A 13,222-nucleotide genomic window follows, 5' to 3' on the forward strand; every position below is an offset into this window, starting at 1 on the left:
AGGAGGGAATAGACGTGGCAAAATATGAATTAGTTAGTGATTATCGCCACAATGAAAAATTAAAGGCAAGTTTTAATGATTTAGCAATGAAAACTTTTGGTTTGGACTTTCGAGGCTGGTATAACAAAGGCTATTGGAATGACCAATATATTCCTTACTCATTTGTACAAGCAGGAAAAGTAATTGCGAATGCTTCTATTTATAAGATGTCGATTCACATAAATGGCGAGCGATTAAAGGGAATTCAGATCGGTACAGTGATGACGGATGAATATTATCGTCATCAAGGCTTGGCAAAGCAGTTGATGCTGCATATCATGAAAGAGTACGAAGGTGCCTGTGATTTCATGTATCTCTTTGCCAATGAAACAGTACTTGATTTTTATCCGAAGTTTGGCTTTACACGAATTCATGAAAGTGAATACAGCTTAGATCTTTTCACCAGACCTATTCAACCAAAGCAGACTAGCGTCCAACAGCTGACAATTGAGCAGGATCTAGCACTTCTTGAAGAGTATGCAAAAAATCGTTATATCCATTCTAGTATGATTGCTGTTGAGGAAAATGAAAGCTTATTAATGTTTTATTTTACGTTAGTTTTCCCTCATGCTATTTACTATTTAGAAGAATTTGACACAATAGTATTAATGGAGGAGGAGGAAGGGGTATTAAATATTTATGATATCATCTCTTTACAGGCAACCAATGCAGAGACTGTATTAGCAAGCATTATTAAGGATACAACAAAAAAAGTAGTATTCTATTTTACACCTGACTTTACAATCGAAGGTATGACAGCCAGCATCGCCACAAATGATGACGATGCCTTATTCATTCTCTCGAAAAAACCCTTCTTACAAGGGCACTTTATGTTTCCTTTAACATCCCATTGCTAGGTTGGGTTTCAGAAGGCTGTCTCGGAGCGTTGTGAATTAAAGAATGAGCGCGCTTTTGAATAAAATGTGAGCGACTCCTGTCCCCTTGTCCTTTACCAAAACAGACTTTTTTAATTGACACTATAAATATTGGGCAATTCTCTATAGAATGGTATATATAAAGAAATTTTACTAGGAGGAAAAAATGTATACAGTTGGAGTCATTGGCCCTAATTCATCTGTAGAGCGCATCATTCAATTAGGCAAAGAATACGAAATGACTATGAAGTTCGTCGCATTTCCCTATCATGATTTTCATGAAACCGTAAATATCGTAAAGGATAATCATCACGCTGTTGATGCATGGTTTTTTTCTGGCCAAATTTCGTATATGGTTGCGAAAAATACGTTACAATCAGGTGAAAACTTAGTTTATATTCAACATACTGAATCCGGCATTTATAAATGTCTATTGCATATGGGCTTTTATCAGGGAGAATTTTTGAACAAGGTAAGCATTGATGAAATCACGACTTCACACTTGGAGCAAGCCGTCAAACAGCTAGATTTTGCGCCTAAAGAAATCTATGTGAAAACCTTTGATGTAAATACCAGTACAAAAGAATTAATGGATTTTCATATCGACTTATGGAATCAACAAAAAACAGCAGGTGCTTTGACCTGCTTTGAAGCTGTTTATCGCGGGCTGAAAGAGGCAGGTGTCCCTGCTTATCACATTTCCACTACAGACATGGAAATCCGCCAAACATTACGAATACTGGAAGAAAAACTCAGAGCCTTCTATTTTAAGGATACACAGATCGGTGTGCAAATTATCGAAATCGAACATTTTGATAAAATCTCTGAAAAAGCGAAGAGCTCCTATCATTTACAGTATTTAGAATTAAAATTGAAGGAAACGTTATTGCGATTTTGTGAGCAACTAGATGGCTCCTTGTTAGAAAAAGGAAATGGTCGCTATATCATTTTTAGTTCGAGAGGAGCCATTGAACGTAAAATCAAGGATTTACAGGATACCATCTATCAGCTATCACATGAATCCCATACAACAGTCACTGTCGGAATTGGCTATGGGGTAACCGTTCATTCTGCGGAAATCAATGCACAGCGAGCCATCCAGCTCTCAAAGGAAAAATCGGAGCAACCAATCGTGATTGTCCAAGAAAATGGAACGATAACTGAATCGGCTGGTGAAGAAGATGAAGTGAGCTTTTCATACCGTATTAATGATGACATTTTATTAGAGAAATTAAAAAAAGCCAAAATTAGTTTAAAAAATTACAGTAAATTATACACGCTTATTAAAAAAATGAATTGGCAGGAATTCACCATTAAAGATTTAGCAGCACATCTCTATTGGGATGAAAGTAATGCTAGACGCATTTTAGCCAGTTTATGTGAGGTTGATCTCGTCGAATACACAGGGAAAGACGCACAAATATCCAGAGGACGACCAAGTAAAATTTATCGTTTGAAATAACCATCTAAGTGAGATGGTTATTTTTTTTTGTAAAAAAGTGTTGAAAAATTCAAACGATTAAAATAAAATCATTTTAAGGTAAACACCTTTTAATAACCTTTAATTAATGGTGCATGAAAAATGTGTGCAATGTTTCATCATCTAGAAAGGAGCACAATCTATATTAGTCACCTACACTACATTGCACTGCAGAGTAAAATATGTAAATTTTTTCTGTCAAAACGTCATTTTATTGAAGCGTCCAAATTAAAAGGGTCATACCAATATTCTCTTTTCAGAGAGGGGAACATTCATGAGTCAAGAACAATATTTGAAAAAGAAAATGGGGTTTTGGTCACTTACAACATTATCTCTAGGGGGAATAATAGGATCTAGTTGGCTCTTTGGACCATGGGTAGCTGCTAAATTAGCAGGCCCGGCAGCCATACTTTCTTGGATTATTGGTGCGTTTGTTATCACACTCATAGCGCTTGTTTATGCTGAATTAGGAAGAGTAAAACCTGAAACAGGAGGCCTAGCAAGATATCCGCTTTATTCTCACGGAAAAATGCTTGCTACCGTTACTAGTTATTCAATCTGGTTTGGCTATTGTGCTACAGCTCCCGTAGAATCATCAGGTGTTATTCAATATGCCAATCAGTTTTGGCCAGGGTTATATGATGTAGCAAAAGAACAACTAACAACATCAGGTATTCTTGCAGCGATGGTTTTAATGATATTCTTTGTTGTTTTCAATTATTTTGGGGTGAAATTATTCGCAGTCACGAACAATATCATTACAACCATTAAGTTTGTAGTCCCTGTACTAACGATCATTGCATTTTTTATGACAGGCTTTCATCCAGAGAATTTTTCAAGCCAAGGATTTGCACCAAATGGCTATAGCGCTGGTTTAAGTGCCATTTTAACAACCGGAATATTTTTTGCTTATACTGGGTTTGGTAACGTCATCATGATGAGTGGGGAAGTCGTCAACCCTAGAAGAAATATTCCACTTGCCCTCATTACATCATTAGGTGTTGCGGCAGTATTATATGTGTTACTTCAAATTACATTTATCGGCGCAGTTCCAACAGAAATGTTAGCGAATGGTTGGAGTGGCATTAAATTTGATTCACCATTTGCTAATTTAGCCATGATGGCTAATATGGTTTGGCTATCTTGGATTATTACAGCTGATGCGATGGTTTCGCCAACAGGTTCAGCTCTTACTTATACAGCTGGTACGTCAAGACATGTATTTGGTATGGCGAAAAGTGGATTCCTACCATCTTATTTTGGAACAATTAATAAAAAATTCGGTGTTCCAACACGTGCACTGGCACTCAATTTCCTAGTAGGATTATTATTTTTATTCCCACTGAAAAGCTGGACAGCTATCGTTGCGATTGTAGGAGCTATCGGTATTTTTAAATATGCTTCAGCATGTGTAACGGTTATGGTTTTCCGTAGAGTAGGTCTGACAAAAAATAATGGGCTACCTGGTATGCAATTCATTGCGCCAATGGCATTCGTTTTTGCCACACTGCTTATTTATTGGACAAATTGGAGTAAGGTACAGCTAGCCATTACTGGATTAATAATAGGTATTGTTTGTTATTTAGTAATTTTCTTTATTCAAAAACACCAATCAGTTGAATTTTTTGGTGGTATCTACATTATTATTTATATTTTAATGCTTGTATTGATGTCTTTCTTAGGGAATTTCGGTGGGAAAGGTATCATTCCTGACCCTTATATGTCCGTAATTGTCGCTATATTTGGCTTAGCCTTTTACTATTTTGCTGTTTACAATGGTGTCTGGTATATGCGTAAAAGAGGAAATATTGAGGAATTACAGGAAAGCATTTCTGAAATATCATAACGTTTAATAGATTGATTGAAGGAGAATGAATGATGAAGCTTTGGGGCGGTCGCTTTAGAAAAGAAGAAAACAAATTAATGGAAGATTTTAATAGTTCATTAAAGGTGGATCAAAGACTTTACAAAGAAGATATTAAAGGCAGTATTGCCCATGTCCATATGCTAGTACAATGCAATTTATTGACTGAGAGGGAAGGACAAGATATTGAGAATGCACTTCTTTCCATTTTAGAGGATATTGATAATGGCACATTACAAATTGAAGGAAATTATGAAGATATTCATAGTTTCGTAGAGTCGAATTTGACTCAACGGATCGGTGACACAGGGAAAAAACTTCATACAGCGAGAAGTCGTAATGACCAAGTAGCAACAGATATTAGACTTTATGCAAAAAACAAGGCGTTTGAGGTGATTGCCTCAATTGAAGCGTTACAACAGAGCTTAGAACAAAAAGCAAAAGACAATAACGTTATGATGCCAGGATACACACATCTTCAACGTGCGCAGGTTGTAACGTTTCAACATCATTTGATGGCTTATTATCATATGTTAAACCGCGATAAAAAAAGAATTGTGAAAGCGATAGAAATTATGAACGAAAGCCCGCTTGGATGTGGAGCATTAGCAGGAACTACTCATGCGATTAACCGTGAGATGACAGCTAATGAGCTAGGCTTCTCTAAGCCTGTAGATAATTTCTTAGATGGCGTAAGTGATCGCGACTATTTATTAGAGTTAATGTCAGATTTTTCAATCATTATGATGCATTTAAGTAGATTAAGTGAAGAGCTCATTTTGTGGAGTAGTCAAGAGTTTAGATTTATTACGATTGATGATGCCTATTCTACTGGCAGCAGTATTATGCCACAGAAGAAAAACCCTGATGCCGCTGAGCTGATACGAGGCAAAACAGGGCGTGTATATGGTTCACTGACTTCACTCTTAACAACAATGAAGGGCTTACCACTTGCTTACAATAAAGATATGCAAGAAGATAAGGAGCCATTTTTCGATGCATTGGACACCGTATTATCTTGTCTACAAATTATGTCCAACATGATTGCTACGATGAAGGTGAACAGTGAAAACATGAAAAAAGCAGTCAAAGGAGGTTTTCTGAATGCAACAGAGGTCGCTGATTATTTAGTGAGCAAAGGTGTTGCGTTCAGAGATGCACACAGCATCGTGGGTTCCATCGTTATTTATTGTGAAGATCATGACAAAGCCATTGAAGATTTAACAATGGATGAATTGAAAGAATTAAGTTCGTTTATCGATGACGATATCTATGACTATATTGACTATCAAAATATTTTAAATAAGGGGATTAAAGTAGGTTTATTATTATAATGAAGCAGGGAAAACGACTTTGTTGAAATGCATGACGGGTTCTAGGGTGGAAAAAAGACAAGGCATTCATTGAGGATGTGCCACTTGAGCAATGGAAACAATCGGTTATGTCCCTCAAGCTCATAAAAGGTAGCAGAAATTGAAGACAAACACATTGTTCAATTATAAAAATGTGTTTGTCTTTTTATCTATTTTTCTATTTTTAAATTAAAGTTCAAAAAATCTACAGTCTGAGGTTGAGAAATTATTTGTTCACACCATATCTTCTACATTTAAATATTTTGTTTCACAGTAATAGCCTTTGCCGCCAACATAAACTTTTTCTATTTCATTCTTGCTATTGGTTGCTAATTTCACTAATATTTCGGAAGGAGAGTGTAAAGAATAACCTTGTTCAAATACATAGACTTCCTTTTGTAAGTGGTGCTGTTCATAAAGGTAGCAAGCTAATGCACCGTTAGAAGTTCCAGTCGCTGCTTCTTCATTGATGTCGTATAGTGGAGCAAAATTTCTACATATTATTCGATTGTCATTAAACGTATACAGATGCGTCCCGACAACATGATAATACTCGCTGATTTCTTTTATTTTTTCAAAATTAGGTTGCAATGCATGTAATTGTGTTTCGCTTGTTATCGGAATTAAAATATCTTTTAAGCCAGTGGAAACAATTTGTATTGGGTATTTATTGTCTATATCTTTAATGTCAAAACAATCGATAAAGTCGTTTGGAGAAATAATATCATAGAATATCGGTTTGTTTTGTTCCATGAAAATGATGTCATCTTTTATCGTAATAGTAAGAACACCGCTGTTTGTTTCAATTGTATAGCGATCCTTGAAAAGTTTATTTAAATGCATCAGTATCGTGAAAGCGCCAATTGTGGCATGACCACATAAATCAATCTCTTCTTTTGGTGTAAAATACTCTAATTTATAATCAGCCATTTCAGATGCTGATATAAATGCGGTTTCCGCATAGCCCAATTCTTTAGCTATCGCCATTTTTTGAGTAGTAGTCAATGTATGCTCATGCTCATTAAATACCACTCCTGCTTTATTCCCGCCTTGATGATCCTTGCTAAATGCACTTGCAACATAAACGGATATTTTCATAAAACATCTTCCTTCCTCATTTATAGTGAATTGTAGCATAAAAAGAACTACGTAAAAATGTTGTTGGATAAATTTGCTAAAAAGCAAGAGACAAACTATTTTAGCATCTGACATCTTCAAAAATAGAATGTCTACTGTTTGAAAAACGGTTTAAAGACGCCTTACTTCATCTACTAGGAAGAACGCGAATAGTAGCTGATTCCGTCTTTGTTTTAACCTTTAACGTCAGACCCATGATCATGATGATGATCAATAATAAGGTGAAAAGGGCGACGTCAAATGTATTCGTCATATCTTTGATGACACCAACAAGCATAGGAATGATGCCGCTAATGATATAGCCACCGAATTGAATCATCGCTGTCCATTCACTTGCCTCTTTTGGTGTAGTCGTAGCATCTAAAGGTAAAATCATTGCTAATGGGAATAAACCACCAGCACCGATCCCTGTCAACGTCGCACAGAAAATTGGCGAGATGCCGCCCATAATTAACATCAAAATGCCAATAAAGGAGCTTGAAGCACAAAGTAGCATCCAAGGCTTTCTCTTGAAACTATTATTTATTAAGATGGGGATGATAAAGCTACAAATCATTTGCATGACAGAAAAAATAGTGACCGTTGTTGCGGCGTAAGCGTCACTATATCCCATATCCTGTACTTTTGGAGCGAGCCATGTCGCGAGGGAATAATAAACGCCTGATTGTAAACCGAACATGACCATAAGGAGCCAAACATATCGGTTTCCCCAAGGTAGTCGACTTTTTTGACTTGCAGATTTCTCTATGGATTCTTGAGATTTCTTAGATTTTTTAATAATAGGAATCCAAACAATGATCCCCATAAGAGCAAATACCGACCATATCGCTAAAGCTGCATTCCAGGATTGATGAAAAGCATGCATAGCAGGTACAACTAAACCAGCACTTAAAGACGCTCCAATTCCCATACCCGCAGAATATACACCGATCATCGTAGAAGAATATTTAGGAAATTCCTTTTTGATATAGCCTGAAATCAGTGGACCTGTAATAGCAATACCTATCCCACTAAGAATAGCTGTTACTAATAAAAATAAAGGAAAAGTTGCCACTAACCGTAAAGCTGTTGATACACCAATTAATAAAACGGATAGCCCAATCGTCCATTCGATACCCCATCGTTCACTTAGCTTGCCAGCCAATGGTGCAAAAATCCCCATACAAAATACGGGAAGTGCTGTTAATAAACTTACAACAACACTTGTCATCTGCAAATCCATTTGAATATTTTTCAATACCGGCGAGATAGATGTGATCGAAGCTCGTAAATTCATAGATAGTATAAACAAAGAAAAAACGCTCCAAATAATCGGAAAGTTTTTTGATTTCGCCATCACTGAAAACACCTCTTTTAGTTATTATTTGATATACTATAGTTAACTTTTAAATTTAAAAATAAACTATAATTAATCGACTTGTATACTATAATATACTATTTATACAAAGTCAATGGGAGGGGTGCGCAGAATGCAGGAGGAAAATATCGACTTATCTGGACAAGTTGGAGGAAATTTACGGGAAATTCGAAAAAGCAAAAGGATGAGTTTAGAGGAGCTGGCGAATGTCAGCAATGTTAGTAAATTGACGTTAGGGAAAATTGAACGAGGGGAAACGAATCCGACTGTCAATATTCTTTGGAAAATTTGTAGAGGGCTTAATATTCCGCTTGTCGCTTTACTATCTTTTGAAGAAAATATAGAGGTTCATCGTTTTGGCTCAGACTACCAATTCGCAGGTCATAATAACGACTGGTTTGTTGATCCATTATTCAAAACAAATGGGACTGAATGGTTTAGAGGTCGTCTTGAACCGAATAGTGAATACAGCGAGTGTCACCTAGCAGGCTCCGAGGAAATTGTGCTTGTATTAAATGGGCAATTGGAGCTAAAGGTTGGAGAGAAAACCCATCAGCTAAACCAATGGGATGTCATTAAATTCAAGGGTGAAGAACTTCACACGTATATCAATCACTCGGATGAAAAAGTACATTTAATGCTGTCATTAACGTATACAACCCCATGATTGTTCTACAATAATCAAGCAGAAGATGATCCTATTTTGGGGAGGAAAAAAATAATTCTGATTATCGATTTCATCATTGTTTATTATTTTCATGAATATCAATAAAAGCTTGTAAAGGATGTGCTATACGCCAATCATTTAAGAGGAAATCGATAAAATTGGCGTTATAAAAATAAACATTGATAAAGGCAATCCTATATTTATCCCATTCAATCAATCTCAACAATGATTACTTGATATCACAATGAATGAAAGTGTGGACTCTTACTTTGATGGTGAAAATTTCAAAGAATTGTTTACCCTCATTGTCTTTTGACTATATATCATGCGTTTCCATACAAAAATCGTCCTTACTAAGTTAAGTAAGGACGATTTTTTTCTATTTAGATATAACCCCAAATCATACATAATAATGTTCCGAAAATGGTCACGAGCGCAATGATTAAGCCATAATAAATATTGGTATAGATGGCTGGTTTATCATTTGTTTCACCAGCATGCATAAAGACAACTAACTGCAAGCCTGCCTGAATAAATGCTGTGACTAATAAAATAGTCATGGTAATCGGAAAAGATAGATTGAAAAAATATACACATGCCGCAATGATCGTAAGGATTATGGACACACCAAACCCCATGACTTGTTTCATCGGGAATAAATCACTCATGTTACACCATTCCTTTCAAGTAAATGAAGCTGAAAATAAAAATCCAGACCACATCTAAAAAGTGCCAGTATAAAGAGAAGATAAACGATTTATTGGCTGTTTCTGGTGTTAAACCACGTTGGATGAGCTGATAGACGATGAACATTCCCCAAAATACCCCAAAGGTAACGTGTGCACCATGTGTTCCTAATGTTGTTAAAAGGGCAGCCGTAAAGGCACTCGTCTGTAAGCTCGCACCAACATGAATATAGTGCATAAACTCGTAAACTTCAAAACTAATAAATACGACACCGAGTACTAATGTCAAAACATAAAACCATATCATTGCTTTCGTATAGCCCTTACGCATAGCATGTATACCTAAGCCAATGGTAAAGCTACTTGTTAAAAGAATAAACGTTTCAAATAAAACAGGTGTAATTTCAAAAATCTCCGCTCCTGTTGGACCATTCCCAGTACGGTCTACTAAAACAAAATAACCTGCGAATAATGTGCCGAAAAGCATAATTTCAGCACCAATAAACACCCAGAAGCCTAATATATTCAATTGATTTTGCTGAGTACTATATTCTAAAGGAAGTGATTGATCGATTTTCATAATTGACTACCTCGCAATTTCGATTCCGTTGCTTTCACTTTTTCGACAGGTACATAGTGTCCTGGATCTTTTTCCAATGAACGGTGAGCCATGCAGATAAAAATACCAATGGTTGTGAGAATTGTTGGTATCCACATACCAAAAACAAAGGAGAATCCCCATGCAAAGAAAATACAGCCTAATATAAAAGGTACACCGCTATTATTCGGCATATGAATCTTTTCATATGGCTCTGGGAACAGTTCATGCTGATGATATTTTGCATCCCATAACGCTTCTGTTGAAATTACGTGTGGAACCTTGGCAAAATTATAATAAGGCACAGGGCTTGGTGTAGCCCACTCTAATGTGCGAGCGTCCCATGGATCCGACCCAACATTCCTTGGTGAATAACGAATACTGTAAATAACATTGTAAACAATTAAGATAAAACCAATTGTTAAGCCAATTGCACCGATAAATGAAATCATATTCCACAGCCCAAAACCAGTAGAGGCAGAATAAGTGTACATACGGCGTGCTTGTCCATCTAAGCCAGAGACAAACATTGGCATAAAGGCTAGCAGCGTACTGACGGCAATAATCCAAGCCGTCCACTTGCCGATTTTTTCATTCAACATAAAGCCAAACATTTTTGGCCAATAGTAATGTAAGCCAGCTAGCATAGCAAAGACAACACCAGGAATAATCACCATATGGAAGTGGGCAACCAAGAACATTGTGTTATGGTATTGATAGTCAGCGGCTGACATGCCAAGCATTACACCCGTTACGCCACCTATTGTAAAGGTAGGAATAAATAACATGGAGTAAAGCATTGGCGTTGTAAAAACAATTTTTCCTTTCCAAAGGGTGAATAACCAGTTAAAAATTTTAACCCCAGTTGGGACGGCAATGGCCATCGTTGTAATCGAGAAAATACTATTTGTTAAAGCACCTTGTCCCATCGTAAAGAAATGATGTGTCCATACTAAAAACGAAAGGAAGGAAATGATTACCATGGAGCCGACCATTGATTTATAGCCATAGAGATTGCGTCCTGAAAAAGTAGAAATAATCTCACTGTAGATCCCAAACGCAGGTAAAATCAGGATATAAACCTCAGGATGCCCCCAGACCCAGAAAAAGTTTGCCCACAGCATATCCATACCACCATCGGATGTTGTGAAAAAATTAGTAGCAAATAGACGGTCAAAAGTTCCCATCGTTAAAGCTACCGTTAAAACTGGAAAAGCAAAAACGATAATCACGTTTGCTACTAATGAAGACCACGTAAACATCGGCATTTTCATAAGTGTCATGCCTGGTGCTCTCATTTTAAGTATCGTCACAATCATATTAATACCAGTAATTAATGTGCCAAGACCTGAAATCTGTAAGGCAAATAAATAATAGTTTGTTCCTACAGATTGGCTAAATTCATTATTTGCTAGAGGGAAATAATTCGTCCAGCCAGCATCAGGGGAGCCACCTATAACAAAGGATATATTTAGTAGCATGGCCCCCATGAAAAATAGCCAAAAGCTTAGTGCATTCAATCGCGGGAAAGCAACGTCTCTTGCACCGATTTGTAAGGGCACAATATAATTCATAAAGGCCATAATAAAAGGCATGGCCATAAAAATAATCATGACTGTTCCATGTGTTGTGAAGATTTCATTATAATGCTGCGCATCAAGTAATGTATTGTCAGGTACAGCCATTTGGGCGCGCATCATAATCGCATCTGCTCCACCACGGAAAAGCATCAGAAGGGCAGAAATTAGATACATAATACCAATACGTTTATGATCAACGGTTGTTAACCATTCACGCCAAAGGTAGCCCCATTTTTTAAAGTAGGTTAAGCCAACTATAATTGCTATCACCGTCAGTCCAATTGCAACCATCGATGCATAGATAGCTGGACTTGGATGGGGTATAGCAAATCGTTCGAAGTACTCCATATGACTATGTCTCCTTTTAATTAATGATCGTTTTGTTGAGAAGCATGATCTTTAATGTGTGATGTGCCATGCTGATGTCCACCATTCTCACCCTCAGGGGCTGGCAGGAATGTTAAATGTGTACCAGTGTAGGTTGATTGGCCAACGTGTCCTGGTTCTAGCAACGTCTTAAATTTTTCTTCTGTTAATGGTTCAGCTGTTGCTTTTACTTCCTTCACCCAATCATCAAACTCATCCTGAGTCACTGCTGTTACGTTAAACGTATTTTCAGCGAACCCTTTACCATTAAAGTTTGCATTTCTCCCCATATACTCCCCAGGTAGATCCGCAGCTAGATGCAATGTATTCACCATATCGGCCATTGCATATTTTTGACCACCCAGTTGAGGAATCCAGAAACTTGTAATTGGTCCGTAAGAATAAAGTTTAAATTCGATAGGACGCTCTGCAGGAATATACAAATAATTCACCGTTTCAATATCTTCCTCTGGATAGCTAAAATGCCATTTCCAGTTCGATGTTGAAGCATAAATGATTAACGGTTCTTCCTGTTTGTATTTCTCTGGTGTAGATTCCACCTTATAGTTACTTTCAACAGAAATAAAGGATAGGTACGCTACAATTAAAACGGGTATACCTACACAAATGATTTCCACCTTTGTACTCCCTTTAATGTGGGGAGGCTTATAGTCAGGGCTTTGCTTAGATGCACGAAATTTCACTAACATATAAGCTAACAACACAAAAACAATGAGTACGATAAAGGACATAATCCCTATCGAAAGCATAATATCTTTGGCTTGCACTTGAGCTTGAGGTCCTTTTGGATCTAATACTAACAATGGGTCACAGCCTGTTAGCATAGTGACAATAGTGGAAAGACCAATTAATCTGAGCCAACTTTTTTTCATAAACAAACCCCTTTAACTGTTTCATTGAAGTGCTATAGGCTACTACGGGTTTGTATGGAATTCGATTCACAATTGATTTTTATAATAGGGGGACTTCTTTTGAAAGACAAGGCGTTTTCCAAGATAACACAGAATGTTCTCAAACGAGAAAAATAATTTCAGTATAATTTTATAGAGGGAAATGCGCATCAAATAAGGGCTTTTATCAATTAAAATGGATTGAAATTGAAAGTGGATGGTGAAATTAATAAGGAAATGGATGGTTAGTTTCAAATATTGTTATAGTATGATTGTCTTTTTAGCTTATTTACTAGAGCTAAGAAAGGAT

11 protein-coding genes are annotated in these 13,222 nt (G+C 36.7%); 5 read left to right on the forward strand and 6 right to left on the reverse strand.

What is annotated here, in order from left to right; all coding sequences use genetic code 11:
- The first annotated feature begins 14 nt into the window (after positions 1–14).
- The 4 genes from L6W14_RS10925 (at position 15) to argH (ending at position 5,592) form a co-directional block, all read left to right on the forward strand.
- Positions 15–896: a GNAT family N-acetyltransferase gene (locus tag L6W14_RS10925; RefSeq protein ID WP_237900822.1), complete on the forward strand. Its 882-nt coding sequence runs from the start codon at positions 15–17 to the stop codon at positions 894–896.
- A 184-nt stretch (positions 897–1,080) separates the two neighbouring features.
- Complete coding sequence (locus tag L6W14_RS10930) at positions 1,081–2,376, forward strand: helix-turn-helix domain-containing protein (RefSeq protein ID WP_237900824.1); 1,296 nt, start codon at positions 1,081–1,083, stop codon at positions 2,374–2,376.
- Positions 2,377–2,668: 292 nt separating this feature from the next.
- Positions 2,669–4,240 carry an APC family permease gene (locus L6W14_RS10935; protein WP_237900825.1) on the forward strand — a complete coding sequence of 524 codons (1,572 nt, stop codon included), beginning with the start codon at positions 2,669–2,671 and terminating at the stop codon, positions 4,238–4,240.
- 29 nt (positions 4,241–4,269) lie between these two features.
- On the forward strand, positions 4,270–5,592 hold the full coding sequence (gene argH / locus L6W14_RS10940) for an argininosuccinate lyase (RefSeq protein ID WP_237900827.1): 1,323 nt from the start codon (positions 4,270–4,272) through the stop codon (positions 5,590–5,592).
- Positions 5,593–5,844: 252 nt separating this feature from the next.
- Here argH and L6W14_RS10945 read toward each other — a convergent pair whose 3' ends face one another.
- Positions 5,845–6,708 carry a PhzF family phenazine biosynthesis protein gene (locus tag L6W14_RS10945; protein WP_237900829.1) on the reverse strand — a complete coding sequence of 288 codons (864 nt, stop codon included), beginning with the start codon at positions 6,706–6,708 and terminating at the stop codon, positions 5,845–5,847.
- A gap of 166 nt (positions 6,709–6,874) precedes the next feature.
- Entirely contained in the window at positions 6,875–8,083 is a 1,209-nt protein-coding gene (locus L6W14_RS10950) for an MFS transporter (protein ID WP_237900831.1), read from the reverse strand.
- A 133-nt stretch (positions 8,084–8,216) separates the two neighbouring features.
- Between L6W14_RS10950 and L6W14_RS10955 the strand changes: the two genes are divergently transcribed.
- Positions 8,217–8,771, forward strand: a complete 555-nt coding sequence (locus L6W14_RS10955; protein ID WP_131520223.1) for a helix-turn-helix domain-containing protein — start codon at positions 8,217–8,219, stop codon at positions 8,769–8,771.
- 383 nt (positions 8,772–9,154) lie between these two features.
- Here the strand turns inward: L6W14_RS10955 and qoxD are convergent, their stop codons facing one another.
- The 4 genes from qoxD to qoxA are packed head-to-tail and all read right to left on the reverse strand — an operon-like array spanning position 9,155 to position 12,894.
- Positions 9,155–9,439, reverse strand: coding sequence for a cytochrome aa3 quinol oxidase subunit IV (gene qoxD, locus L6W14_RS10960; RefSeq protein WP_036079092.1), 285 nt, complete (start codon positions 9,437–9,439; stop codon positions 9,155–9,157).
- 1 nt (position 9,440) lies between these two features.
- A complete protein-coding gene (qoxC, locus tag L6W14_RS10965; RefSeq protein ID WP_036079094.1) occupies positions 9,441–10,037 on the reverse strand; it encodes a cytochrome aa3 quinol oxidase subunit III in 597 nt (198 codons plus the stop codon).
- The gene (gene qoxB, locus L6W14_RS10970; protein WP_048392790.1) at positions 10,034–11,983 is read right to left on the reverse strand and encodes a cytochrome aa3 quinol oxidase subunit I; all 1,950 of its coding nucleotides are present in this window, start codon (positions 11,981–11,983) and stop codon (positions 10,034–10,036) included. The genes qoxC and qoxB overlap by 4 nt, the downstream gene beginning before the upstream one ends.
- A gap of 20 nt (positions 11,984–12,003) precedes the next feature.
- Positions 12,004–12,894, reverse strand: coding sequence for a cytochrome aa3 quinol oxidase subunit II (gene qoxA / locus L6W14_RS10975; protein WP_237900833.1), 891 nt, complete (start codon positions 12,892–12,894; stop codon positions 12,004–12,006).
- Between the last annotated feature and the right edge of the window lie 328 nt (positions 12,895–13,222).

The sequence above is a fragment of the Lysinibacillus sp. ACHW1.5 genome, from assembly GCF_022014815.1.
GTDB lineage: Bacteria > Bacillota > Bacilli > Bacillales_A > Planococcaceae > Lysinibacillus > Lysinibacillus capsici.